A 23,340-nucleotide genomic window follows, 5' to 3' on the forward strand; every position below is an offset into this window, starting at 1 on the left:
CTTATAGCGACACGGACGCGGCCGCTTTGGCGCTGCGCCGTTCCCTGGCGCTCCAATACAAGCCGATGCCGGCCGCCGCCAGTCCGAGCGCGCCGCCGAGATAGAAGCCGCCGGCCAGTCCGGCGGCTTTGCTGATGATGCCGGCGACGAACGGCCCGGCGAACATGCCGATCGCGTACACGGCCTGATAAAAGCCCATCGCCGTCGCTCGCAGCCGGGGTTCGACGTGGCGAATGGCCAGTCCGAGCAGCAGCGGCAAGTGCATGCCTTGGGCGAAGCCGTTGACGATTTGGGTGGCGGCGAGCCCGCCGAACGTCGGCATGAGCGAAATCGCCAGCGTACAGACGGCGCTAAGCGCGAAGCCGGTGATGACGCTGCCCCAGACGCCGATTCGCGGCACGATCCAGCGGCTTGTCACCGACGCGGCGGCCGCGTGCGGAATCATGAATGCGAAGACGAGCAGGCTGAGCTGGCCGGGCGTGGCCCCCAGCTTGACCGCCTGGAGCGGGGTAAAGCCGAACATGGTGATGAACAGCACGCTGTGTCCGAGGATGGACAGAAGCGACGCCTTCAGCAAAATCGGCAGCCGCATGACCGCCTTCAGCTCCGATGGCCGGATGGGCTCGCGGTCGACGCCTTCGCGCGGTTCGTAAACGGCGAAAGCGCAAATGGCGCCGATCGTGCCGATGGCAAGGCCTGTCCAGAACGTCGCTGTCCATCCCCAAACGCCGGCGATCCAGCCGCTCAGCCCCATGCCGATCAATTGGCCGACGACCGTCAGCGTGCTGATGTGGCCCATCGCGCGGGTGGTGTCGTTCTTGTCGTAGTAGCTGGCGAACAGCACGGTGTAGGCGACCCAGCAGGAAGCCGAAACGCCGCCGACGGCTCGCGCGGCAAGCGTCCAGCCCCAATGCGCCCCGGCGGCGAACAACAGGCAGCTGACGGCGCCGGAGGCGAGCCCGAGCACGACGAACGGCCGGCGCACGCGCAGCCGGTCGCTCCATACGCCGATCGGCAGGCGGACGAAAATTTGCACGAGCCCGTAGCTGCCGAGCACGATGCCGGCCAGCGTGTAGCCGATGCCCTTGGCCTCCATGTAGGGGGACAGAATCGGCACGTAAATGTACAAGGTGACCCAATAAAGCACGGTGACAAACGAATAAATGGCGAATCGGCGCCGGTGTTGCGCTTGCGTTGCGGTCATGAGGCACGCTCCTGCTGGCTGACGGATAACTCTAACTTTAACCCAACTCGGCGGATGTGCCAACCTGACTTATGCGAATCTCGGCGAAATCCGTGCCGCATGGGCGTTCGCCGTCGCAATCCCTATCCCTGTCCCCCGCATCTACTTTCGGAGTCACGGCATAAACCCGTCGCGGCTGACGAACAGCCGCTCGCGCGGGAACACTTCGGCGAATGCCGCGAGCAGCCGGTCGGCCATCTGCCGGTCGTACCATTCCGCTTGCCCGAGCTGTTCATAGAGGCGCTTGATTTGCAGACGTTCGGTGCGTTTGCCTCCGCTCCCGTCGCCCATAAAATAGTCGTCGATGCAGACGCGGCCTGTGACTTCCGCCAGCATCGCCGGCAGCCGTTCCGAGCTTGGCAAGAGCGGCGCAACGGCCGCCTGCGTCGGCACGCCGGCCTCACGCAGCTCGCGAAGAGCGCGAATCCGTCCCGCAATCGGCGGCGCTGCCGGAGCGAACGCGCGGCGAATCTCCTCGAGATCCGTTTCGACCGTCACGCTGACGCGAACGCGCCCTTCCGCCGCAAGCAGGCGCAGCAAGTCGATGTCGCGCGCGACGAGCGGGCTTCGCGTTTGCACGAAGACGAAGTCCGGCGGCTCCTCGGTCATGACTTCCAGCAGCGAGCGGGTGAGTCGAGCGCTATACTCCAGCGGTTGATAAGGATCGGTAGCCGAGGACATGAAGATCGTTACGGGGCCTTTACGCTTGGCCAGCTTGAGCTCCTTGCGCAGCAAGCCCGCCGCTCCCTCTTTCGCATCGACCCAGCTTCCCCAGGGCGCCGCGCGGAATTTGGCGACGGGCATCTCCCTCACGTAGCAATAAGAGCACGCGAACGCGCATCCGACATACGGGTTCAGCGTATGCGAATAGCCTTCGAGAAAACCGCCAGCCGGATTGAGCAGCCGCCTTGCCGGCTTCGAACCGACCGAAACGCGCGAATCGTTCATGACCGCTCCTCCGTTTCTATCCTATCCGAACGTTTGTTTCCGTATTTTCCATTATAGCCTGCGTGCCCGACCAAAGTCCAGTTGCCGGACCGACCGAAGTCGATTGATGGGAGCGGTCTCCTTTGACTATACTGAATGACGGCAGGGCAATTCACGCCAGCATTCCGTTGGCAAGAAAAGTAAGCTATAATGAAACCGTTGGAAATGGCTTGGACCGATGGAAAAATGGGAGGTATCGCATGTCGGCAAATACGGTAGTGCAAATCCGCAATTTGACCAAAAAAATCGGCGGCAAAACGATCGTCGACCATCTGACGTTCGACGTGCCGAAAGGGGAAGTATTCGGCTTCCTCGGACCGAACGGCGCAGGCAAAACGACGACGATCCGCATGATCGTCGGTCTCATCACGATGACAGAAGGCGAAGTATATGTAAACGGCTTGAGCGTGGCCAAAGAGTTCGAAAAGGCGATGACCCACGTTGGCGCCATCGTCGAAAATCCGGAAATGTACAAGTTTCTGACCGGTTACCAGAACCTGATCCACTTCGCGCGCATGCACCCCGGCGTTACCCGGCAGCGGATCGACGAAGTCGTTGCGCTGGTCGGGCTGAAAAACCGCATCCACGAAAAAGTGAAACGCTATTCGCTTGGCATGCGGCAGCGGCTCGGCGTGGCGCAGGCGATTCTTCACCGTCCGTCCGTGCTGATCCTCGACGAACCGACGAACGGGCTCGACCCGGCGGGCATCCGCGAGCTGCGCGACTACTTGCGCGGGCTGGCGCGGAGCGAAGGCATCGCCGTCATCGTTTCGAGCCATCTGCTGTCCGAAATGGAATTGATGTGCGATCGTGTCGCCATCATTCAGGCCGGCAAGCTGATCGACGTACGCAAAATGCAGGAGATGCGCGAGGAGAGCGGCGCGAACAAAGTGGCGCTGGAAGTGGACAACGTGCAGGAGGCCGTGCGTGTGGCGTCGGATTATTCTTCCGCCGCGGCGACGCCATCGGGCGACAGCGAGCTGGAAGTGCTGCTGGAGCGGGAGCAAATTCCGCAGGTCGTAGCGGCGCTCGTGCAAGCCGGCGTCAAGGTGTACGGCATTCGCACCGTCGGCATGTCGCTTGAGGACAAGTTCTTGGAAATGACGGGGAGGGAGCAAATTGTCTAATTTTTTTCCGCTCTTGCAGAATGAGAACATGAAGATCTACCGGAGGCTGCGCACCTGGATCATGGCGGGGCTGCTGCTCGCGCTGATGCTGGCGTACTTCATCATCGACAACGCGGAATCGAGCAAACGAAGCAACGACGATTGGAAAAGCCAGCTGCAGTCGCGAATCTCCCAGAACGAACAAATGGTCGCCAATCAGAAAAATATGGACGAAAAAACGATCACTTATTTCAAACACCAGATCGCCATCGACAAGTATCGGATCGAACATAACCTGAATCCGCAGGAGAAGAGCCCGTGGACGACGGCGAGCGAAGCCGCCAATATGATCATGATCATTTCCATCTTCACGATCATCATCGCCGGCGACATGGTGGCGGGCGAGTTCACGTGGGGAACGATCAAGCTGCTGCTGATCCGTCCGGCCAGCCGGTCGAAAATATTGTTGACCAAATATGCGGCGACGCTGCTTTATTCGCTGCTCATGCTGGTGATGCTGTTCGTTGCGGCGCTCATTCTAGGCGGCATTCTGCACGGCTTCGGCAATTTGTCGCAGCCCGACGTTTACGTCGGCTCGGACGGATTCGCGCATGAGCGCAACATGATTGCGAGCGTGCTCAAAACATATGGCTTGCAATGCGTCAGCCTGCTGATGATGGTGACGTTCGCGTTCATGATTTCGGCTGCCTTCCGCAGCGGCATTATGGCGGTAGGCTTCTCGATCGGCCTGCTGCTGGCCGGCTCCATCATTGTGGGAGCGCTCAGCCGGTACGCGTGGGTCAAGTACGTGCTGTTCGCCAATATGGATTTGTCGCAGTACCTGGGCGGAGCGATTCCGCTGCGGGACGACATGACGATGGGTTTTTCGATAACGATGCTGGCGATTTACTTCGTCGTGTTCAACGTGATTTCGTGGACGCTGTTCGCCAAACGCGACGTAGCCGGGTAACTTTCCCGGCTGACGCCCGGGCGGCAGCACAACAACGGCCTGCGCGCCGCGCCTCCTGTCAGGAGGCCGCGGTGCGCAGGCCGTTTCGCTTGTCCCGCTTTGCGGGGCTTATTTGCCGGCCGTATGGCCGCTGAGCTGCAGCTTTCGTTCGATCATCGTTTTGCGCCAATGGCCGAATGACATGACAGCGGCGACAACGATCACGATCAGCGCCCATTTGAAGAAGCCGTTCGCTTCAAACCAGTGTTTGACGAGCGGGTCGTCCGCCACCATCTTGCCCGCGGTAAAGGCCAGCAGGGCGGAGCCGATGTAGATGATCCAAGGGAACTTGTCGACGATCTTGATGAAGAGCGTGCTGCACCACAGCATGATCGGCACGGAAATGATGAGCCCGATCACCACAAGCAGGAAGCTGCCGTGCGCCGCACCCGCTACGGCGATGACGTTGTCGAGCCCCATCACGAAGTCGGCGACGACGATCGTTTGAATCGCCTGGCGAAGCTGGCTTTGTGCGGGGATGTCATGATCCTTCTTCTCCACAAGCAATTTATAAGCGATCCAGATCAGCACGGCGCCGCCGATCAGCAGCACGGCCGGAATCTTCAGCAGCCAGACCACGATCACCGTAGCGATCGTACGAATGACGACGGCGCCTACCGTTCCCCACAGGATAGCCGATCGTTGCTTCTCCTTGGGCAAATTGCGCGCCGCCATGCCGATCACAATCGCGTTGTCCCCCGCCAGCATCAAATCGATTAATACGATTGACAATAGCGCGGCCAAAAAATCGCCGGTCAACCACTCCATCCACTTCCACTCCTTTATGATCTGTATGAACGCGTTTGTTCTACATACGGACGAGGGGAGCTTTGGTTTCCTCGCGGCCGATGAAGCAAGCCGCCATCGTATAAGGGAGACGCTGAAAAACGTTTCCACCCGTGCTATAATACGAGAAGAGTTTGGGAGATTGAGAACGCTTGGCGAAGGAGATTCGAATGGACGAACAGCGATCCGTTACAAGGTCCGCTTCGAGAAGAAGGCGCAAACGGCGCCGCATCAAGCTGCTGCCGATTGTGCTGCTGGTCGGTTTGGCGGCTGCCGGCTTCGGCGGCTGGAAGCTGCTGCACGAACGCGGCGAATCGCCTTCGGGCAAGCCGGCGAACACGGCAACGCCTGCTGTTTCCGTGCCGAAGGCGAGCGCAACGGCTACGCCGCAGAAGAGCGTGGCGCCGTCGCCGTCCGCGAGTGCAAGCGCGTCGCCGACGCCAACGGCGACCCCATCGTCGACGCCGGCAGTCGGGAGCGCCACGCCGGCGGGGGCGCAGGTGAAGATGGCGTTCGTCGGCGATGTCATCATGGCGAGCACCGTCGAGACGCTGCTGCAGAAGAACGGGTACGATTACCCGTATAAAGACGTGCTGCCGCTGCTGCAGAGCCCGGATCTGACGATCGCCAACCTGGAGACGCCGATCACGAAGCGCGGCACGGCGCAATCCAAAGAGTACGTGTACAAGTCGCCGCCGGAAGCGCTTCCGGCATTCGTAGACGCCGGTTTCGACATCGTGAACCTGGCGAACAACCATTCGATCGACATGGGCACAGAAGGGCTGCTGGACACGTTCGACGCGCTCGACAAAGCCGGGATCAAACGGATCGGCGCCGGCCGCGACGCGAAAGAAGCGTTCAGCCCCGTTATCGTCGAGAAAAACGGCATCCGCATCGCCTTCCTCGGCTTCAGCCGCGTGGTGCCGGAGCAGTCGTGGAAAGCCGGAATCAACCATCCCGGCGTTGCGGACACGTACAGCTACGTGCCGGCAGTGGCGGCGATCGAAGCGGCGCGCAAGGACGCCGATCTTGTCGTCGTATCGGCCCACTGGGGCGTCGAGCGCAACAGCAAGCCGGAGCCGTACCAGACCGACCTGGCGCACCGGTTCATCGACGCCGGAGCCGATCTTGTCATCGGCCACCACCCGCACGTGCTGCAAGGGTTCGAGTCGTACAAAGGCAAGTGGATCGCTTACAGCCTGGGCAACTTTATTTTTACGACGAATGAGGTAAAAGATACACTGGAGACGGTCGTGCTGCAAGCGTCCTGCACGAAGGAACGCTCCTGCAGTTTGAACGCGGTGCCGATCTTTACCCAGTGGGCGAAGCCGGTCGTCATGAACGAAGCGGACGGCAAGAAGCTGTTCAATCGGCTGTCCGGCATTTCGTTCGGCGCGGCCGTGGACGAGCAGGGGCGGGTAGCAACGAAGGCAAAAGCGACTTCGCCGAGCCCGAAATCGAGCCCGAAATGAAGAAGAAGCGGGGAGAGGAACAATGACGACGAGAGCGATACGCAATATTTATTGTGTCGGGCGCAACTACCGCGAGCATGCCGCCGAGCTGGGCAATGCGGTGCCGGAAGCGCCGATGCTGTTCATGAAGCCGTCGCACGCCGCGGCAGCGATGGACGGCAGCGCGATCACGCTTCCTGCCGGTCACGGCGCGATCCACTACGAAGCCGAAGTCGTACTGCATGTCGGCCGCGATTATCGCGAAGGGTTGACCGTCGACGAACTGGTCGACCGCTTTGCGCTCGGCCTCGACATGACGCTGCGCGAGGTGCAGGACACGCTGAAGAAGAAAGGGCAGCCGTGGCTCGCCGCCAAAGGCTTCCGCGGCTCCGCGCCGCTCGGCCCGTTCCGTCCGTTCCCGGGCGCTGCGGCGATCCGGGACACGTCGTTTGCGCTGAAGCGCAATGGGGAAGAGGTGCAGCGCGGCACGACGGGCATGATGATCTTCGATCTGCAGACGATCGTCGACTATTGCGCCATGCATTACGGCCTCGGCGAAGGCGATCTGATTTTCACCGGCACGCCGGCCGGCGTCGGCGCGGTTGCGGACGGCGATCGGTTCGAGCTGCTGTGGGACGGCGAAGAGGCGGGTTCCTGCCGGTTCGCGCTCGTATAAAACCGAACATCCCGCCGCCTCGAAACCGAGGCCGGCGGGATGTTCCTATGTAGATATGGATTGCCGCCGTCATCAACCGTGATCTTCGATGATGTCCTGGTAGTCGTCGCGTATTTTTAAAATTTTGGGCAGTTGCTCCATGAAAGTGTCGACGACCCGCGGATCGAAGTGGTGCCCTCGCTCTTCAATGAAGAGATTGAGAATGCGGTCGAGTTCCCACGCTTTTTTGTAGACGCGGTCGCTGGCCAGCGCGTCGAACACGTCGGCGATGGCCGTGATGCGGCCGTAGATGTGGATTTCTTCGCCCTTCAGGCCGCGCGGATATCCTTTGCCGTTCCATTTCTCGTGATGCTCGTAGGCGAGGATCGCCGCCGTTTTCAGGATGCGCCGGGTCGAGTTTTTGAGCAGGCCGTACCCGATATCGGTATGCGCCTTCATGATGTCGAATTCTTCTTCGGTCAGCTTGCCCGGCTTTTTCAGCACGCTGTCGGGGATGGCGACTTTGCCGATGTCGTGCATCGGCGACGCCATTTTGATCAGGTCGCATTCCTCCTGGCCCATGCCCAGCCCTTTGGCGAGCAAATAGGAATATTCGGCGACCCGCTTCACATGGTTGCCGGTTTCCTTGGAGCGGCTTTCGCCGATTTCACCCATCGTAAAGATGATTTCCTTCTGCGTCTCTTCGATTTCGTGATGCAGCTGCACCGATTCGAGCGACTTGCCGGCATAGGAGGCGGCCAAGGTCAAGTATTCCAGGTCCTTCTGGGAGAACGTTTCCGAAACGGTCATTTTGTTGACGGCCTGGTAAGCGCCGATAATGTCGCCGTCGTTGTTGCGGAACGGCACGACCATGAGCGCTTTCGAACGGTAGCCGGTTTTGCGGTCGGTCGCCAGCGCTCCGTTATCGAGCACTTCCCGGTACGGTTCGTTCGAGTAGGCATCGTCAATGAAAATCGGTTCGCCCATCGCAATCGAGTGGCCGACCAATCCCGCCGCCAGCGGAATCCGGATGCCGCTGACGCCGTGCGCGACGGTCGTGTACAGTTCTTTGCGGATTTTGTCGACGAGCCACACGCTGCAGCGGTCGGACACGATCATTTCGCGGCCCATGTTGGCCATCAGCATCAGCACATTGTCGAGATGCCGTTCGTTGGCGATTTTGGCCGTATAATCGAATATGATGCGGAGCATTTCTTCAGGTGTCGGATCTTCCTTGATCTTCTGCTCGATCGTATATTCGTCGTGATATACCATGCGGATTCCTCCCGGGTATGCCTTCATTGTTATAGTTCCGCAGTACCTGTTCAGGTTCCTGCATGAAATTGAGCCAAACGGCGATTTTTTTGTCGAAAAGGGGGAGATGGCCGATGCTCGGATGGATCGCGGGGGCAATCTGCAGCGGTTTGATCGCCTGGCTGGCGTATCGCCGGCGTTCGTTGTCCGCTTCGGGCGTTGCGGCCGCCGTTGTCGTCGGCACGGCGCTCGTCGGATTGGGGAGCACGGCCTGGTTCGGCACGCTGCTCGCGTTTTTCGTTTCTTCCACGGCGCTGTCGGTGTGGAAGAAGCACCGCCGTGCCGAAGCGGAATCCGGCTACGCCAAGAGCGGCCGGCGCGACGCCGGGCAAGTCGCCGCCAACGGAGGCGCGGCGGTGCTGCTGTGCGCGGCCCATGCGCTGGGGCCGCATCCGCTCTGGTGGGCCGCCTTCGTAGGCGCGCTCGCGGCGGCGAACGCCGACACGTGGGCGACGGAGCTTGGCGGCTTGAGCGCCCGGCCGCCGCGCTCGGTCCTGTCGGGGCGGCAAGTCGCCCCCGGCACGAGCGGGGGCGTCACGGCGGCCGGTACGGCCGCAGCCGCTTGCGGCGGCTTGTTCGTCGGCGTCGCCGCGTGGGCGCTGCTCGCGCTGTGGCCGCAGCAGCTTGGCGCCAGCGTCGCCGCGGAAGCGCCGGCGTCGCTGGCCGCGCTGGCGCTGCTCGGCCTTGCCGGCGGCCTGTGCGGCGCATTCGCCGACTCGCTGCTTGGCGCTTGGCGCCAGCGCATGCAGCGCTGCCGCGTCTGCGGCCGCGAAGTCGAAGCGGCCCGCCATTGCGGCGAGCCGACCGACTACGCCCGCGGCTGGCGCTGGCTCGGCAACGACGCCGTCAACGCGCTGGCGACGCTGATTGGCGCCGGCACGGCGGCGCTGCTGGCGTTGGCGCTGTAGTGGCGCGGGCAAAACAGCCCCTGCCCAACGAGTTCGATCGTTTGGCAGGGGCTTCTTTCGGCGCGCCGCGCCGTTACGGGATGCGGACGCTTCCGGTTTGCGCCAGCGTCGCCATGTCGTTCGCGCGAATTTCGCCGTTCGACAGCGTGTACAGCGTATCGCCGATATACAGGACGCGCTGCACGTAGCGGTTCATATCATAGCCGTAGGTGCCGGCTTTTGCGATATCGTCCGTGCTCATGTGCGTGATCGTGCCTTCAAGCTTGAAGCCGTGCTCCAGGCTCAAGTCGTATACATAAGCTCCCTGGTAGGCGAATTGGCCGTAGGCCGGGAAACCGCCGGACTGCTGCTGCTGATTGGCCGGCACCTTCATCAGCGTCACCGGGAAGGCAAGCAGCCCTTTCGCTTGATCGAACAGCAGCGCCTTATGGTTGTGCAGCACCTCGGAATCGGTGCCGCGGTCGCCGATCAGTTCCTGGTACAGCTGAACCGGTTTGGTGACGTCGGTGACATCGAACAGCGCGAGTTTCATGCCTTGGTAATAAGCGGTTGTCGCCGGCGTCGTGCTGCCTGGTGCGGGCTTCGCCCATTCGTTCGCGACTTCGATCGCGTCTTTGCCGAAGCCGATCAGGTGCGTTTCGTCGAACGGGTGCAAATAATCGCTGTAGCCGGGAATTTTCAACTGGCCGAGAATGGCCGGCTGCTGCGGGTCGGACAAGTCGATGGCGAACAGCGGATCGACTTTTTTGAACGTCACCATATAGCCGCGTTTGCCCATGAAACGAACCGAATATATTTTTTCGCCCGGGGCGATGCCTTCGATTTTGCCGGTGACATGAAGCGCTTCGTCCAGCACGTACATATTATTCCGTTCGGTTTGGCCCGACCAGCCATTGCCGCTTGTGGTGGCGATGCGGAAGTAACCGCCGTATTCATCCATCGAAAATTGATTGAGCACCGTTCCCGGCACGCTGCCGCTGCCGGCATAAGCGGTGCGGCCGCCGTCCAGCCTGAACTTGTACACGGTGCTGGACGCTTCTTCCTGGATCGGCGGCGCTTCCGGCGGGTTGACCGGCGGCGCGGCGGGTATTTCCTGCGAGGCGGCGCTGCCGCTTGCCTGCCCCGCAGCAGTCGCCGGAGCCGAGGACGGCATTGACGCAGGGGCCGACGCAGGTGCCGGGAGCACCGAAATGGCCGGCATTGGCACCACGTCATAAGCCGGGTATTGCGTCAGCGTCACGTATAAGTTGTCCGTCGACGCGTATACATTGTCGCCCGCGCCAAGATAGGCGTTCACTTGCGCCTGGCTGTCCGGCTGTCCGAGATCGATGCCGGCGACTAGCAAATAGTTCGGCCGCGCCGCGTGCGGGAAATAACGCACCTGGTCATAACCGATCGACTGAAAGTCGCTGCCTGCAGCCGAATCCTTGACCATCGGCGCCGGCGTTTCCGCCTTTTCGTTCAGCACGGCGTATACGTTGACATACTGGTTCGCCAGCAAATACAAGCTCGAACCGATTTTGCGGCTGGTCAAATAATTGCCTTGCAGCTCAACTTCGCGCACTTGTTTGACCGCCGCTTTATCGCTTGTGTCATAGACGATCGCTTTCGTCGTCTGCATGCCGGACGGATACGGCGCAATCAGCCGTTTTTCCATGATGCCGGGGGCAACGTCTACGGCCGGTCCGCCTTCCGGAACGGCGATGCCGATTTGGCTGTAAGACATGCCGATGACGATCAGCCGGTTGTCGTCAATGTACAACTCCTGCGGCTGAAAGGAACGATCGGCGAAAGGCAGCGTGGCGACCAGCTTCATTTCGCTGGCCGGATAAGCTTGGGCGATGACGATCCGCTGTCCGTTCACTTGATAAATGTACGTCCCGTCCGTTTTGACGATATCGCCTTCATCGACGCCTTGCACTTGCACGTTTGTTTCCGAGTGGTCCGCCGGCGCTGCGCCGGATTCTTTGGCGGCGGATCCGGCGGCGCTTGCTTGCGGAGCGGGCATCGGCATTTCTGCCCCGGCCTGGTTGATGAAGCCGTCAGCCGACTTGACCATGACCCCGGTCAGTGCATATCCATCCGGCATTTCTTGCAGCAGTTCTTTCAATTGGGCATAACTGCCGACGGTCGGCAGCGCGCCGCTTTCCGAATCGAGCGTCACCGTTTGGTTGATGCCGTCCCAGGCGACGATCATGCCGAACGTCTGGGCGAAAAACCGCAGCGGCACCAATGTCTTGTCGTGGCTGATCGCCGGCGCGGCGGCCAGCCGCATCGGCTGCCCGTTGCGTTCGGCGGCCGTGCTGCCGATTGTCAGAGTGACGCTCGTGTCGCCTTTGACGGCGGAGATCGTGCGGGCCGAGTCCGACCAGTCGAGCGTAATGCCGAGCACGTCCGCAATGCTGCGGAGCGGCACCATCATCGTGTCGCCCGACAGGCGCGGCGGCGGATCGAAGGCGACTTGGGCGCCGTCGATGACGATGGCGTAATCGGCTTCGGTGCCGGCCGCGGTCGAGATGCCGGATACGGCGGGCATCACCGTCAGCGCGAGCGCGACGGTCAGTGCGGCAAACTTCTTTTTCATCATGCTAAACCCTCCTTGTATGCAGGAAATGGAACGGATATTTCCAATCTTGCCCTTCAGACGAACTTGCCCGGCGTTTGGTTGCAGGCGCAAAGACCCGCTTTTCGACATGGCGGAAAAATATGGCCGGGCACCGGCGAGCCCATGATTCCCAAGCGATCACAGACTTTGGAAGGAATTTGCTATTGAATGAGGCTTTTGGATGCGGCTACAATGGGCACAGTCGAGAGGCACATTCCAAGGAGGAGAGTCCAAATGAAGAAAAAGATGATCGCACTGACCGTCGCTTCGTTCGTATTCGCTTCTGCGATTCCGTTTGCTTTGCCTGCCGGCAGCGCTTACGCCGCAACCGCCACGCTGTCGCAAGGAGACAACGGCTCGAGCGTAACCAAATTACAGAACGATTTGATGACACTAGGGTTTTTCAACTACTCCAAAGCAACCGGCAACTTCGGCTCCATTACCGAATCCGCGGTAGCCGCGTTTCAGCGGGCTTACGGTTTGACGGCAAGCGGGGAGGCGACCGGCACGACGCAAACGGCCATCGCCCACGCCATCCTGAAGAAGAAGCTGCTTGCGGATGCGAACAAGTACAAAGGGGTAAAATACGTATGGGGCGCCGAGTCGCCGAAAACCGGCTTTGACTGCTCGGGCTTCGTCTATTACATGTTCAATAAATTCGGCGTCGACATCTCGCGCACAAGCGCGGCGGACATGTACAAAAAAGGCGCGTCCGTCAGCAAGTCGAAGCTGATGCCGGGAGACCTCGTGTTCTTCAGCACGAGCACGAAAGGCAAAGTGTCGCATGTCGGTTTTTACGTCGGCAACAACAAGTTTATTTCGGCTACCGGCTCGAAAGGCATTGCGATCAATCCGATCGACTCCGGCTATTGGGGCTCGCGCTACATCGGCGCCAAACGTTATTATTGATCGGCTCGCAAAGAAGGGCTCGCCCGTCAGCGTCTAACCGCTGCGGCGCGAGCCCTTTCGTTAGTTCCGACCGAGCGCTTCGGCTCCCGCTTATGCGCCGGCCAGCTGCTCCATCTGCTCGATCAGTTCCTTGAACACGCTCATCGCTTGTTTGATCGGTTCGGGCGACGACATGTCGACGCCGGCGCGCTTCAATATTTCAATCGAATAGTCGCTGCCGCCGCTCTTCAGGAAGCCGAGGTAACGATCGACGGCCGGCTGGCCTTCGTCGATAATTTGTTTGGCGAAGCTTGTCGCGGCGGAGAAGCCCGTCGCGTATTTGTACACGTAGAAGCTGTTGTAGAAATGGGGGATGCGCGCCCATTCCATTTCGATGTCCTTGTCGACGACCATGTCTTCGCCGTGATACTTCTTGTTCAGCTCGTAGTAAATCGCGCTCAGCTCTTGCGGCGTCAGTGATTCGCCTTGTTCGGCCTTCTCGTGCGTAATTTTCTCGAATTCGGCGAACATCGTCTGGCGGAACACGGTCGTGCGGAACTGGTCGGCGTAATAAGTGAGCAGGTACATTTTCTCCTTGGGATCGGTCGTGTTGCCCAGCAGGTTGTGCATGAGCAGCGCTTCGTTCAGCGTCGACGCCACTTCCGCAAGGAAAATCGTATACTGCGCATACCGGTACTCCTGGGTGCTGTCGGACAAGTACGAATGGATTGCGTGGCCCATTTCGTGCGCGAGCGTAAACATGCTGTTCAGATTGTCCTTGTGGTTGAGCAGCACATACGGATGAGTGCCGTAAGCGCCCCAGCTGTAGGCGCCGCTGCGTTTGCCTTCGTTTTCGTAAATGTCGATCCAGCCTTTGTCGAAGCCTTCCTGCAGGATGTTCAAATAGTTCTGGCCCAGCGGCTTCAAGCTTTCCGCCACTTTCGCCTTCGCTTCGTCGTACGTGATGTCCATCTTGAACTCGTCGACCAGCGGCGCGAACAAGTCGTACATGTGCAGCTCGTCGACTTTGAGCAGCTTCTTGCGCAGCTTGAAGTAGCGGTGCAGCAGCGGCAGCGACTCATGGATCGTATCGATCAGGTTCGTGTACACTTCCGGCGAAATGTTGTCTCCGAACAGCGACATCTCCAGCACGGACGGATACTTGCGGGCGTGGGCGTAGAACACGTTTTTCGTAATGTTCGCGTTCAGCGTGGCGCCGATCGTATTTTTTTGCTTGCTGTATGTAGCGTACATCGCTTCGAAGGCGGCTTTGCGCACGTCGCGGTTTTTCGATTCGAGGAACTGGATGTATCGCCCGTGCGTCAGTTCGATTTCTTCGCCGTTTTCGTTCTTCACCTTCGGAAACTTCATGTCCGCGTTGTTAAGCATGCCGAAGATCGTACTCGGCGCTTGCGCAATATTGCCGACCTGGGCGAGCAGCGCTTCCTCCTGTTTGGAGAGGACATGGGCTTTCTCGCGGATCGTTTCCTGCAGCGTACGCTTGTAGAAGCTGAGGGACGGATCGGCCACCAGCGCCGCAAGCTGCTCATCGGACAGGCTTAGTATCTCCGGCGTGATGAACGATGTCGCTTCGCCGGTTTCGACGCTGAGCTTTTTCGACTTTTCCGACAGCGCCTGGTAGGCCGGTTCCGCCGTATCCTCATGATGCTTCATATTGGCGTATACGTACAGCTTTTCGGTCATTTCCGAAATGTTGTCCTCCAGTGCAAAACATGCCTTCAGCGCGGCTGCGTCGTGCAGCTTGCCCTGGTAAGAGGCAACCGATTTGAGCTTCTCCTTGACCGCTGCATAATCGCGGTCCCAATCGGCCTGGCTGGCATAAATGTCTTCCAGATTCCATTTGTTTTCCGGTTTTACATCGCTGCGTTTGATCACTTGACTCATGGGGGGCCTCCTCGTCTGTTTCGGTATTGCCGCCTGATCGGCGGGACGTGCCGCGTGGACGGGCAGCGCGCATACAAGCAGCGCTGCCGCCGTTGCCAAACAAATCAGTCGCACCCGCTTCACTCCAAGCCGGCGACGCCACAGGCCGCCATTTTTCCCTTTATTATAAGCGGGTGGCGGGTGCATTATGTGAGCATTACGGGAAGCTGTGCGCTTAAACGCGCAGAAAGCTGTAGACGATCAGGAAGAACGAAACGCCTACCATAACGATGGCGATGAGCGCCAAATACCGCTTCATCTGCGGCGGAATCGTGTCGCGCTTCATGATGAGCACGAGCGCGAGCGAAAACGAGACGATCAGAAACGTAAGGATCGAGGCGGAGTCGACCATGGCGAGCTGCAGCCCCTTCCGTCAAATGTCGCGGAACGCCGTCAGCAGCGATTCGCGTTCGTCTTCTTTGCCGACGAAGTCGCCGGGCGGGAAGCGGCGTTCGACCCAGTGCATCATTTCCGGCCGGCTGAGGAACGTATGGCATTCTTCGCCCCATTGGTCGGAAATTTCGCGGACGATGAGCGACTTGCCGTTCACTTCGACGGAAAGCATATTCCACTTGTCTTTTTTGTAGATTTGGTAGGTTTTGATGTTTGAATTGTTTTTCAACAGCCGATCCCTCGTTTCGTGAAAATCGGTCAAGCTATACGCTTAACTTTAGCATGATTTGCCATCGTTATCAAAGCGAATCGGGGCCGGCGGCGTTCGGTCGGGCGCGTTTTCTAAAATAAGGATTGCGTTCCGCCCGAATATGCCCTACGATGACGATAATCTTTCGAAAGGCGCGCAAGCGGCGCCGACGAAAGAGGAGACGAGATGAGCCGAGTACAGAAGAGAAGAGGAGAGCGGAGCGATGGATTACAAGGAGAAGGGTTATGAGCAAACCGGCGTCGCCATGACGTGCCGGTCGTTTGAAGAGTATGTCGCCATGTTTGCGCTGGACGAAGCGGATTTGCAGGGACCGCTGCTGGACGTGGCCGGCGGCGCGTCGTCGTTCGTGGCGACGGCGCGGCAGCGGGGAGTGGCGGCGTTTGCGGCCGACCCGTTGTATGCGATGGCGGCGGCCGACATCGAAGCGTACGGCACGGAGGAAATTGCCGTTTCGACGGCGAAGCTTGCGGCGATCCGCGAGCGGTTCGACTGGAGCTATTACGGCAGCCTGGAGCGGCACGAGGCGAACCGGAGACAGTCGCTGCGGCTGTTCTGCGACGATTACCGGTCGCCGGACGCGAGAGCGGCGTACGTTCCGGCGTCGCTGCCGCACTTGCCGTTTGCGGACGGCACGTTCGCGATGGTGACATGCAGCCACTTCCTGTTCCTGTATGCCGACCAGTTCGACGATGCCTTTCACCGTGCAGCGTTGGCCGAGTTGATGCGCGTATGCAAGCCCGGCGGCGAAGTGCGGGTGTATCCGCTTCGCAGCTTGCGCTGGATGCCTTATGCCGGCATGGATGAGCTGTTGGCATTCGTTCGCGGCTCGGGAGCGGACGTGCGGCTGCCGGCTTCCCGGCTGCCGTTCATTCCCGGCTCGTCCGAGCTGCTGGCGATTCGCCCGTTCGGCGAAAAATAAAACGTTTGTTGCGTTTCGGCACGTTTAAGTCTTGATTCGCATAAATGAATAGTGGTATTATGTTGTTACTCGTCACCTTGATGACGCTTACGATGAAGGCTTTCGATCGAAAGTCAATGGGAGGTTGTCTACTTGAAAGGTAATGTCAAATGGTTCAACGCAGAGAAAGGCTACGGCTTCATTCGTGTGGAGAACGGAGAAGACGTATTCGTTCACTACTCTGCCATTCAAGGAGAAGGCTTTAAAACGCTTGAAGAAGGTCAAGAAGTGGAATTCGACGTGACGCAAGGCAACCGCGGTCCACAAGCTGCCAATGTTACCAAACTGTAATCTTTCGATTCATTGATAAACACGAATGTAAGACTGCGGGACGAGAACGGCGCAAGCCGGATTCGTCCCGTTTCTATTTTTTTGCGGGGAGATTGATCCTGCCGCATCGGCGGATGCAGTAGTAGCGTCGTGTCGCCAGTCACCACGCACCGTGCCGAGTCGCCCCAACCTCTTAATGCAAAAATGCGCTTAAATAGCCGCATTTTCGTTCCTTCCGCATGTTTAAATGTATTTATGCAATAAACGCGTAAGGGAATTCACAAATATGGTCTGGATTTGGAGAGTTTAATGCATTTTTACACTTAAGCAAGCGCATATGCTCGTTTCAGAGATTTTTAAGCGCAAAATTGCACTTAGGCCCCTGTCAGAGCAATAACGAAGAGTGGTTTTGTTGCAGGAGAGGAGCGTCCGCGTCGTGTTGGGCTCAGTCGGCGAAAGAAGGCTGAAATCAGCCTTGTAGCCGCCCAATGGCAAGCGGCGGACGAAATAAGGCTGAGCCCAGCCTTACACAGCGAGCGGCCCCCGTGCCGCGTCAATACGTAATGAACAATTCCCTCTCCTTGCGCTTTTTTTTCTGCTTGAAAAGGAAAAGCTCCAACTGGTCGCCGACGATTTCCGCCCGGCTGCGGCTCGCATCGACTAACGCCGGCAGCTTCATCCGCTCGGGCTTGCGGCCGGGCAGCTCCAGCCTCACCACGTCTGCGGCCAGAAACAGCCGGATTTCCTCGCGCTTCGTTTGCTTGGGCAGCTTCCATTTGACGATGATGTACCGCGATGTTTCGAACATCTCTTTATGCAGCTTCTCTCCAGATTCATCGCCTAGATCGGAAACGGTCGCCATCGTCCGTTTGACGGCGCCGCGCACCAGCGATTGCACCCAATCGCCTCCCGGCAGCCGATCGATACCGGCTTGCATTGCGGCCATATCGCGGCGCAAATTCGTTTCGAACGATTTCCAATCGAATTCCCCCGGACCTTGCTCTCCCCATCTCGCCATCATCCGCTCACCTCCGTACAAGCCGGCGCAAGTCCATTCCGCCCGTATCCTACACGCCGTTATGCCTCACTATATGCAAGGCATCCGCGAAGTGTTTGCCGCCGGCGATTGTGAAGAACATCTGGGCGCGGCCGTCATACACTATCGTAATGACAATGCGGTAAAGGGTGTTCGCGATGCCTTCCATAGTAGGCAATATCAAAATCGTCAGCGTCAGCTCCAGCTCCGTCGTCATCCTCGGCGATTGTCTCATCATCAACCCGATCAGCACGTCCAAATCGTATGCCGGCTCCGGTTCGTTCAATACGGGCGACTTGCCGAATACGAACAATTTGATCAGCAGCACGAACACGAACGATCCCGACCAGATCGACAGCGCCGCCAAAGGGGAGAACGAAGCGTGACCATCACGGTACATCAGAGCATCGCCATCGGCCAGTTCCGCGTCGATTCGGTATCCGATGCCTCGGTGCTGATTATCGGTACGGCCGGCACGATCAGCTCGCTCGCCAACAGCTACAATTCCGGCGCCTTCCCGGAGGGCAAGGGGGAGGTAGGCCAGAAAATATCGCCGTTCGTCGTGCCGCTGCCGGCGACTTCCTAGCCCAAGGCCGCCGCTGGCATGAACGCGCGGAAGCCGGACATAGGATAAGGCAAGGGGGTGCGGCACCATGACGGCGGACAGTGCGTGGATCCGATTCGTCGAGCAGTTGAACGTTCATTTATGCTGGCAAAACAACAAGCTGCTCGAGCTCGAGCAGCTGCTTCGCGGCATCGAACGCGACGTGCAGGCGCTGAAGGATCAGCCAAAAACGCGCATCGACAAAATCGAGTATTCGTTCGACCAGTTGAAAGTCGAGAAGCTGGAAGGAACGCTGACCATCGGCATGGCGCCGGGGACGGGCAATATCGAGGATTTGGCGGTGAACGGCGAATCGCGAGCGAATGCGGGCGAGACGGCGGCGGCAGACCCGGCTGTTGCGGAAGCAAACCGGCAAATCGGGCAGTACATCGACACGGAGCTGCCGCAGCACATCGACCGGCTCACCGGGCAGCTGAAGCGTACGTTCGGCGCAGAGTACCGCAAGCTGGTGATGGACGATATCCGCAAGCAGGTCGACGAACGGATCGATCATTACTACAAGCAATTTGGCATCGAAAAAAAAGAAGGCCGTTCGCCCGATACCGTAGCGGGGATAGTCGCCAAAGTCAAACGCGATATCGAAACCGCACTGGCCAATCACTTTAAAGAGGCGAAGGCGGCGGAAACGAACGAAAACTCCGGGGAGGATGAAGCATGATTTTGAACGTGGTAAACAAGGAAGTGTGCGTCGGCGCGATCAAAGTGATTGGCGTCGCAAGTTCGTCTGTTTTTTTGATCGGGGATGTTCATATCGTTCAGTTGTCGTCGATTTCCGACACGCCGCCGGAGTCGCTGACCGGACCGCTGGTGCCGTTTGCGCCGACGGGAGAAACGGTATGACGGAATCCGGGCGAAACATCGTCGCGGCGGGAGATCCGCCCGGATTCGAGCGGGACGTCGCGGTCGGCTGCGTCAAAATCATCAGCATCGATTCGGGCTCCACGGCGCTGATCGGCGACAATGCGGTTACGGAGCTGCGCTCGAAGGCAATTGCGGTGAAGCGGACGGTTCCGCTGCTGGAAGGCAAAGAGTACGATTTCGCCGACTATTCGCTGTTTAGCCGGCCGCTGCCGAAGCCGCCGGAAGTGACGCCGGCCGCCATGAGCGTCGCTTATGAGGCGACGCCGCGGATCGGGTTCGTCGATGTGATCGGAATTTCGGCATCGACCGTATTCCAGATCGGGCATTCGATCGCGATCGATGCCGAATCGCGAACGAAACAAATCCGCGAAGTCGCGTTTGTGCGGCGGCCGTTGCCGGGCGGTTAGGGGCAGGCGGTTGTCAAGAAACATTCGCTTACCAACGACGGGACCTCTTGCTATAATGGGAGCAGTAAGCATGCGTGAGCGGGGGTAACGGAGCATTGAACGAACGCAATCAGGGCACGACGATCTTGCTGGCGGAATCCGGTTCCGCCGTTCGCGACGCGATAGCGCCGCATCTGGACAAGCACCGCTTTCAGCTGGCGCTTGCTGCGAACGGCCAGGAAGCGCTGCGGCTGTACGAAGAGGTTTTGCCCGAACTGGTGCTGCTGGACAGCGGCTTGATGCTGCCGGACGGCCTTGGCGTTTGCGAGCGGCTGCGGTCGTATTCGAATGTGCCGATCGTGATGTTCGGCGAAGGCGTCGATCCGGAGACGGTCGTTCGCTGCTTCGAGCTGGGCGCCGACGACTTCGTCCCGGTGCCGTTCGAACCGGCGGTGCTGCTGGCCCGCCTTGCGGCGCTGCTGCGGCGGGCGCCGATTTATCGCCGGTCGCGAGTCGACGAGACGGCCGCCGTACGCGAAGCGGCCAAGCTGACGTTCGGCAACCTGGCGATCGACGTCGGCAATTACGAAGTGACAATCGGCGGCGAAAATATTACGTTTTCGGCCAAAGAGATGCAGCTGCTTATTTTTTTGGCGCAAAATCCGGATCACATTTTCACATTGGAAGATTTGTATACAAAGGTTTGGGGCGCGGAAAGCAACGGCGATTTGCGCACCGTTATGGTGCATTTGAGCAACATCCGCAAAAAAATCGAACCGAATCCGGTCAAACCGCGCTGGATCCACAATGTTCGCGGGTTCGGCTACAAGTTTTCCAGCCGGCACACCCCTACCTGAACCGGGATTCCAACCCGTCTGGCGGTTCACCCTTCGTGCTTGCGCCCGTAATTGGCGATAGCCTTCCACACGAACACCACGCACACAACCGCGGCGATAGTAGCCGAACAGCGGTAAAGCACATGCCCGCCCCACTCGTCGAAGACTCGTCCCCCGACAATGCCCCCGATCAGCCCCGGCAAGCCGCTCCAGGCGATGGCGAATACCGCCTGGCCGGTGGCGCGGAATCGATCCGGCACCAACTGCTGCATATAGCGCAGCGCTGTAAAAAAGAAGATGCCGAACGACAAGCTGTTCAGCATTTGTACGGCGACGATCCAGGCCGGATCGTTTACGAAGCCCATCAGCCCGAAGCGCAGCGTATACATCAGCGTCGCCGCAGCAAGCAGCGGCAGCTCGTGGTATCGGTTGCCGTATTTGGCCAGCAGCAGGAACACGGGAATTTCGCAAATGGCCGACACGGTCCACGTGTAGCCGATGATTGACGGATCTGCGCCAAGCTGGGCAAGGTGCAGCGACAGGAAGCCGTCGTTCGCCCGGCTGGCCGTGGCGATGCCAAACACGAGCAGCAGGAACATGAGCGCCTTGCGCGCCAGCAGTACATTGCCGAGACCGGAAAACGACACCTTCTTCAGGCTGCCCTGCCGTTCGGCAAGCAGGAACGCCAGCGCCAGCGAACAGCCGAGGGCAACGAGGATCACAATCGGAATGAGCCCGATGCCGAATCGCTCCAGCAGCAAGCCGACCACAAGCGCCGAAAGCGCGAAGCCGAGCGATCCCATCAGCCGGTACGAGGCGTAGTTTTGGCCGCTTGCTTTGGTAGCCAGCAGCAGTTGGCTGTCGTTCAAGCCGCTCATCGGCGTCTGGAAAAAGTAAAACACCGCCATCAGCGCCAGCGCCAGCGGAAACGAGTCCGTCTGCAGCAGCAGCGCCATCAGCACGAATTGACCGATCAGGACGGCGATAATCGTTTTTTTGAGCGTTTGCCACTTGTCGCTGACGATCGCCCATATCAGGTTGGCGGCGATGCCGATGCCGGGCCCGACCGAAAACAACACGCCGATCTGCAGCTTCGTAAAACCCAGCGAGTCGAAATAGCCGGGGAAAAACGAAGTAAGCACAGCCAGCGAAAAATAGATCGAAAACGTAAACGACCGCAGCGCGCCGCTGCGCGTACGGCCTTGGTTCGTTTGCGGCGCTGTCGCTTCCGCGGGTTGTTCGAATGCCATGCCAACACCTTCCGCCATTCTGGTTGATTTAACGACCGGCCTGACCGGCCGGCCGCATCGGCTGCTGCGCCGTCAGCCGCAGCACGACAAGCACGAGCGCCAGCTCGGCGCACAGCCCGAGCGACTGCGCGAGCGCCCCGATAACGCCGTTCCAGCCCGGAGACGCCGTGATGCAGGCGATCAGCGTAATTAAGGTGACGGTAACGTTCGCCGTTTGCGACCACATCATCACCCGCGTTTCGCCGCGCAGCATCAGAATGCCGTTGCAGAAGTCGAGCCAGGGGAAAACGAGCGTAAGCAGCATCAGCACCCGCATGGCATGAATGCTGGCATGCATGAGCCGTTCGTTGACGCCCATGACATGCTCCATGAACAAGGGGCCGACGGGCGTATAGGCGATAATACCGATCAGAAGCGACGGTATGAAGCCGAGCACCAGGATGAAGCGCAGCACGACGGCGCGGTCGGCCTTGTAGAAGTTGATGACGATCTGATGCAGGTATGAAAAAAAGCTGATGACCAGCTGCGTCAAATTGGACGCGATGGCAAACGAAGCGATGGCGAGCTGGATGTCGCTCGTTTTGCCAAGCGCGGAATTGATGGCAGGGCCGGCGAACACGGCGATGACCGACGAATACAGGAGCGGCTTGTAGAAGCCGAAGACGTGCCGCTTCCGCGTGACCGGATGGTCTTCGAGCTTCTCCGGCAGCTTCTTCGACAGCGAGTTGCCTTCCAAGAAGCTCACGATCGCTTCGATGATCATGCCGGTGAGGAAGATGACGGCGCCCACGCTGCCGCTCGTCACCCGGTCCGTCTGCAGAAAAAACTGCGCCACCGCATACATGCCGACCAGCCGGATGCCCATGCCGGCCGTCAGCCAGGCGGTCCGTTTGTTATAAATAATAATGCCGTGGTAGAGGCAGCGAATGCCGGAGAACAAGCCGACAAAAATCAGGATCCGGTACGCGTCCATCACCATCGGCACGTTCTCCTTCGGCGCGCCGAGCACGTGGGCGAACCATAGCGGGCCGAGCGGCGTATAGCTCAGCAGCAAGCCGATCGCCACGATGCTCATGAACACATAGACGGCAATGCTGCTCATCGCGCGGAACGAAACGCGATCGCGCACAAGCGCCGAACATGTTTGCCGCAGCAGCGTCGCCGGGCGTTCCGTTATGCCCTGCAGGCTCATGGCCAGCGCATAGGTGGAGATCACCAGTTCCGGCTGTGCGGAACGGGCCAGCGTACTGTTGATGATAAGATGGGAAACGGTCACAAGTGTGGCCGACAAACCGAGCGGAACGAAAAAAACGAACAGCTGGCGCATCCGGACGGCGCGTTCCGGTTGCGCTTTGTGTGCGCTTAGTGAGGCTTGAATCGACATAACCGCGCTCCTTGCTTCATCTGCCTGGACGAATACGATTGCACTAGTATAGCACAAATTGTCCGGAGCCGAGGATGAAAATGAGCCGGGAGCGCATGATTCGGTCGACTGGCATGATAGGCGGCAACGTGATAAAGTAGAATGAAGCCATCATTCGTGGAACGAAAGCTTCCA

25 protein-coding genes are annotated in these 23,340 nt (G+C 59.3%); 14 read left to right on the top strand and 11 right to left on the bottom strand.

What is annotated here, in order from left to right; all coding sequences use genetic code 11:
• Nucleotide 1 precedes the first annotated feature (1 nt).
• Nucleotides 2-1,204 (bottom strand): MFS transporter, encoded by a 1,203-nt coding sequence (locus EXY20_RS21540; RefSeq protein WP_135554176.1) that lies wholly within the window; start codon nucleotides 1,202-1,204, stop codon nucleotides 2-4.
• 153 nt (nucleotides 1,205-1,357) lie between these two features.
• Complete coding sequence (locus EXY20_RS21545) at nucleotides 1,358-2,191, bottom strand: SPL family radical SAM protein (protein ID WP_135554177.1); 834 nt, start codon at nucleotides 2,189-2,191, stop codon at nucleotides 1,358-1,360.
• A gap of 239 nt (nucleotides 2,192-2,430) precedes the next feature.
• Between EXY20_RS21545 and EXY20_RS21550 the strand changes: the two genes are divergently transcribed.
• Together EXY20_RS21550 and EXY20_RS21555 are read left to right on the top strand one after the other, a co-directional pair.
• Nucleotides 2,431-3,357 carry an ABC transporter ATP-binding protein gene (locus EXY20_RS21550; RefSeq protein ID WP_135554178.1) on the top strand — a complete coding sequence of 309 codons (927 nt, stop codon included), beginning with the start codon at nucleotides 2,431-2,433 and terminating at the stop codon, nucleotides 3,355-3,357.
• Nucleotides 3,350-4,306 carry an ABC transporter permease gene (locus EXY20_RS21555; RefSeq protein WP_135554179.1) on the top strand — a complete coding sequence of 319 codons (957 nt, stop codon included), beginning with the start codon at nucleotides 3,350-3,352 and terminating at the stop codon, nucleotides 4,304-4,306. Before EXY20_RS21550 ends, EXY20_RS21555 begins: the two co-directional genes overlap by 8 nt.
• Nucleotides 4,307-4,414: 108 nt before the next feature.
• Here EXY20_RS21555 and EXY20_RS21560 read toward each other — a convergent pair whose 3' ends face one another.
• On the bottom strand, nucleotides 4,415-5,113 hold the full coding sequence (locus EXY20_RS21560) for a TerC family protein (RefSeq protein WP_135554180.1): 699 nt from the start codon (nucleotides 5,111-5,113) through the stop codon (nucleotides 4,415-4,417).
• Nucleotides 5,114-5,301: 188 nt separating this feature from the next.
• Here EXY20_RS21560 and EXY20_RS21565 point away from each other — a divergent pair, with 188 nt between their 5' ends.
• Together EXY20_RS21565 and EXY20_RS21570 are read left to right on the top strand one after the other, a co-directional pair.
• Nucleotides 5,302-6,603 (top strand): CapA family protein, encoded by a 1,302-nt coding sequence (locus tag EXY20_RS21565; RefSeq protein ID WP_135554181.1) that lies wholly within the window; start codon nucleotides 5,302-5,304, stop codon nucleotides 6,601-6,603.
• A 22-nt stretch (nucleotides 6,604-6,625) separates the two neighbouring features.
• Nucleotides 6,626-7,258, top strand: coding sequence for a fumarylacetoacetate hydrolase family protein (locus tag EXY20_RS21570; RefSeq protein WP_135554182.1), 633 nt, complete (start codon nucleotides 6,626-6,628; stop codon nucleotides 7,256-7,258).
• A gap of 72 nt (nucleotides 7,259-7,330) precedes the next feature.
• Here the strand turns inward: EXY20_RS21570 and EXY20_RS21575 are convergent, their stop codons facing one another.
• Nucleotides 7,331-8,512, bottom strand: a complete 1,182-nt coding sequence (locus tag EXY20_RS21575) for an HD domain-containing phosphohydrolase (RefSeq protein WP_135554183.1) — start codon at nucleotides 8,510-8,512, stop codon at nucleotides 7,331-7,333.
• Nucleotides 8,513-8,625: 113 nt separating this feature from the next.
• On the opposite strand from EXY20_RS21575, the gene EXY20_RS21580 reads away from it, so the two are divergent.
• Nucleotides 8,626-9,459, top strand: a complete 834-nt coding sequence (locus tag EXY20_RS21580; protein ID WP_135554184.1) for a DUF92 domain-containing protein — start codon at nucleotides 8,626-8,628, stop codon at nucleotides 9,457-9,459.
• A 73-nt stretch (nucleotides 9,460-9,532) separates the two neighbouring features.
• Here the strand turns inward: EXY20_RS21580 and EXY20_RS21585 are convergent, their stop codons facing one another.
• Entirely contained in the window at nucleotides 9,533-12,046 is a 2,514-nt protein-coding gene (locus tag EXY20_RS21585; protein WP_135554185.1) for a beta-propeller domain-containing protein, read from the bottom strand.
• Nucleotides 12,047-12,298: 252 nt separating this feature from the next.
• On the opposite strand from EXY20_RS21585, the gene EXY20_RS21590 reads away from it, so the two are divergent.
• Complete coding sequence (locus tag EXY20_RS21590) at nucleotides 12,299-12,973, top strand: C40 family peptidase (protein WP_135554186.1); 675 nt, start codon at nucleotides 12,299-12,301, stop codon at nucleotides 12,971-12,973.
• Between the two features lie 90 nt (nucleotides 12,974-13,063).
• On the opposite strand, the gene pepF is transcribed toward EXY20_RS21590, so the two are convergent.
• The 3 genes from pepF to EXY20_RS21600 all read right to left on the bottom strand — a co-directional run bounded on the left by pepF (nucleotide 13,064) and on the right by EXY20_RS21600 (nucleotide 15,461).
• Nucleotides 13,064-14,857 carry an oligoendopeptidase F gene (gene pepF / locus EXY20_RS21595; protein ID WP_135554187.1) on the bottom strand — a complete coding sequence of 598 codons (1,794 nt, stop codon included), beginning with the start codon at nucleotides 14,855-14,857 and terminating at the stop codon, nucleotides 13,064-13,066.
• A gap of 214 nt (nucleotides 14,858-15,071) precedes the next feature.
• The gene (locus tag EXY20_RS39095; protein ID WP_167859414.1) at nucleotides 15,072-15,248 is read right to left on the bottom strand and encodes a hypothetical protein; all 177 of its coding nucleotides are present in this window, start codon (nucleotides 15,246-15,248) and stop codon (nucleotides 15,072-15,074) included.
• 21 nt (nucleotides 15,249-15,269) lie between these two features.
• Entirely contained in the window at nucleotides 15,270-15,461 is a 192-nt protein-coding gene (locus EXY20_RS21600) for a hypothetical protein (RefSeq protein ID WP_135554287.1), read from the bottom strand.
• A gap of 301 nt (nucleotides 15,462-15,762) precedes the next feature.
• On the opposite strand from EXY20_RS21600, the gene EXY20_RS21605 reads away from it, so the two are divergent.
• On the top strand, nucleotides 15,763-16,479 hold the full coding sequence (locus EXY20_RS21605; protein ID WP_135554188.1) for a class I SAM-dependent methyltransferase: 717 nt from the start codon (nucleotides 15,763-15,765) through the stop codon (nucleotides 16,477-16,479).
• 132 nt (nucleotides 16,480-16,611) lie between these two features.
• Nucleotides 16,612-16,809 carry a cold shock domain-containing protein gene (locus EXY20_RS21610; RefSeq protein WP_135554189.1) on the top strand — a complete coding sequence of 66 codons (198 nt, stop codon included), beginning with the start codon at nucleotides 16,612-16,614 and terminating at the stop codon, nucleotides 16,807-16,809.
• A gap of 532 nt (nucleotides 16,810-17,341) precedes the next feature.
• Here the strand turns inward: EXY20_RS21610 and EXY20_RS21615 are convergent.
• Nucleotides 17,342-17,809 (bottom strand): hypothetical protein, encoded by a 468-nt coding sequence (locus tag EXY20_RS21615; RefSeq protein ID WP_135554190.1) that lies wholly within the window; start codon nucleotides 17,807-17,809, stop codon nucleotides 17,342-17,344.
• A gap of 173 nt (nucleotides 17,810-17,982) precedes the next feature.
• Between EXY20_RS21615 and EXY20_RS21620 the strand changes: the two genes are divergently transcribed.
• From EXY20_RS21620 to EXY20_RS21645, 6 genes are all read left to right on the top strand, one after another.
• On the top strand, nucleotides 17,983-18,210 hold the full coding sequence (locus EXY20_RS21620; RefSeq protein ID WP_135554191.1) for a spore germination protein: 228 nt from the start codon (nucleotides 17,983-17,985) through the stop codon (nucleotides 18,208-18,210).
• Nucleotides 18,207-18,410 carry a spore germination protein GerPB gene (locus tag EXY20_RS21625; RefSeq protein WP_135554192.1) on the top strand — a complete coding sequence of 68 codons (204 nt, stop codon included), beginning with the start codon at nucleotides 18,207-18,209 and terminating at the stop codon, nucleotides 18,408-18,410. Before EXY20_RS21620 ends, EXY20_RS21625 begins: the two co-directional genes overlap by 4 nt.
• A gap of 67 nt (nucleotides 18,411-18,477) precedes the next feature.
• A complete protein-coding gene (gene gerPC / locus EXY20_RS21630; protein ID WP_135554193.1) occupies nucleotides 18,478-19,107 on the top strand; it encodes a spore germination protein GerPC in 630 nt (209 codons plus the stop codon).
• Nucleotides 19,104-19,289 (top strand): spore gernimation protein GerPD, encoded by a 186-nt coding sequence (locus tag EXY20_RS21635; protein ID WP_135554194.1) that lies wholly within the window; start codon nucleotides 19,104-19,106, stop codon nucleotides 19,287-19,289. Before gerPC ends, EXY20_RS21635 begins: the two co-directional genes overlap by 4 nt.
• Nucleotides 19,286-19,717, top strand: coding sequence for a spore germination protein GerPE (locus tag EXY20_RS21640; RefSeq protein WP_135554195.1), 432 nt, complete (start codon nucleotides 19,286-19,288; stop codon nucleotides 19,715-19,717). Before EXY20_RS21635 ends, EXY20_RS21640 begins: the two co-directional genes overlap by 4 nt.
• A 95-nt stretch (nucleotides 19,718-19,812) precedes the next feature.
• A complete protein-coding gene (locus EXY20_RS21645; RefSeq protein WP_207671316.1) occupies nucleotides 19,813-20,553 on the top strand; it encodes a response regulator transcription factor in 741 nt (246 codons plus the stop codon).
• A gap of 26 nt (nucleotides 20,554-20,579) precedes the next feature.
• Here the strand turns inward: EXY20_RS21645 and EXY20_RS21650 are convergent, their stop codons facing one another.
• Nucleotides 20,580-21,782, bottom strand: coding sequence for an MFS transporter (locus EXY20_RS21650; protein WP_167859415.1), 1,203 nt, complete (start codon nucleotides 21,780-21,782; stop codon nucleotides 20,580-20,582).
• Between the two features lie 28 nt (nucleotides 21,783-21,810).
• Nucleotides 21,811-23,166: a multi antimicrobial extrusion protein MatE gene (locus tag EXY20_RS21655; protein ID WP_135554197.1), complete on the bottom strand. Its 1,356-nt coding sequence runs from the start codon at nucleotides 23,164-23,166 to the stop codon at nucleotides 21,811-21,813.
• Nucleotides 23,167-23,340 lie beyond the last annotated feature (174 nt).

The organism is Paenibacillus cymbidii, assembly GCF_004764705.1.
GTDB lineage: Bacteria > Bacillota > Bacilli > Paenibacillales > NBRC-103111 > Paenibacillus_AN > Paenibacillus_AN cymbidii.

Bases quoted from the DNA above. Each gene is read 5' to 3' on its own strand.
- EXY20_RS21540 (WP_135554176.1), bottom strand. From the start codon at position 1,204: ATGACCGCAACGCAAGCGCAACACCGGCGCCGATTCGCCATTTATTCG.
- EXY20_RS21545 (WP_135554177.1), bottom strand. From the start codon at position 2,191: ATGAACGATTCGCGCGTTTCGGTCGGTTCGAAGCCGGCAAGGCGGCTG.
- EXY20_RS21550 (WP_135554178.1), top strand. From the start codon at position 2,431: ATGTCGGCAAATACGGTAGTGCAAATCCGCAATTTGACCAAAAAAATC.
- EXY20_RS21560 (WP_135554180.1), bottom strand. From the start codon at position 5,113: ATGGAGTGGTTGACCGGCGATTTTTTGGCCGCGCTATTGTCAATCGTA.
- EXY20_RS21565 (WP_135554181.1), top strand. From the start codon at position 5,302: ATGGACGAACAGCGATCCGTTACAAGGTCCGCTTCGAGAAGAAGGCGC.
- EXY20_RS21570 (WP_135554182.1), top strand. From the start codon at position 6,626: ATGACGACGAGAGCGATACGCAATATTTATTGTGTCGGGCGCAACTAC.
- EXY20_RS21575 (WP_135554183.1), bottom strand. From the start codon at position 8,512: ATGGTATATCACGACGAATATACGATCGAGCAGAAGATCAAGGAAGAT.
- EXY20_RS21580 (WP_135554184.1), top strand. From the start codon at position 8,626: ATGCTCGGATGGATCGCGGGGGCAATCTGCAGCGGTTTGATCGCCTGG.
- EXY20_RS21585 (WP_135554185.1), bottom strand. From the start codon at position 12,046: ATGATGAAAAAGAAGTTTGCCGCACTGACCGTCGCGCTCGCGCTGACG.
- EXY20_RS21590 (WP_135554186.1), top strand. From the start codon at position 12,299: ATGAAGAAAAAGATGATCGCACTGACCGTCGCTTCGTTCGTATTCGCT.
- pepF (WP_135554187.1), bottom strand. From the start codon at position 14,857: ATGAGTCAAGTGATCAAACGCAGCGATGTAAAACCGGAAAACAAATGG.
- EXY20_RS39095 (WP_167859414.1), bottom strand. From the start codon at position 15,248: ATGGTCGACTCCGCCTCGATCCTTACGTTTCTGATCGTCTCGTTTTCG.
- EXY20_RS21600 (WP_135554287.1), bottom strand. From the start codon at position 15,461: ATGCTTTCCGTCGAAGTGAACGGCAAGTCGCTCATCGTCCGCGAAATT.
- EXY20_RS21605 (WP_135554188.1), top strand. From the start codon at position 15,763: ATGGATTACAAGGAGAAGGGTTATGAGCAAACCGGCGTCGCCATGACG.
- EXY20_RS21615 (WP_135554190.1), bottom strand. From the start codon at position 17,809: ATGATGGCGAGATGGGGAGAGCAAGGTCCGGGGGAATTCGATTGGAAA.
- EXY20_RS21620 (WP_135554191.1), top strand. From the start codon at position 17,983: ATGCCTTCCATAGTAGGCAATATCAAAATCGTCAGCGTCAGCTCCAGC.
- gerPC (WP_135554193.1), top strand. From the start codon at position 18,478: ATGACGGCGGACAGTGCGTGGATCCGATTCGTCGAGCAGTTGAACGTT.
- EXY20_RS21635 (WP_135554194.1), top strand. From the start codon at position 19,104: ATGATTTTGAACGTGGTAAACAAGGAAGTGTGCGTCGGCGCGATCAAA.
- EXY20_RS21640 (WP_135554195.1), top strand. From the start codon at position 19,286: ATGACGGAATCCGGGCGAAACATCGTCGCGGCGGGAGATCCGCCCGGA.
- EXY20_RS21650 (WP_167859415.1), bottom strand. From the start codon at position 21,782: ATGGCATTCGAACAACCCGCGGAAGCGACAGCGCCGCAAACGAACCAA.
- EXY20_RS21655 (WP_135554197.1), bottom strand. From the start codon at position 23,166: ATGTCGATTCAAGCCTCACTAAGCGCACACAAAGCGCAACCGGAACGC.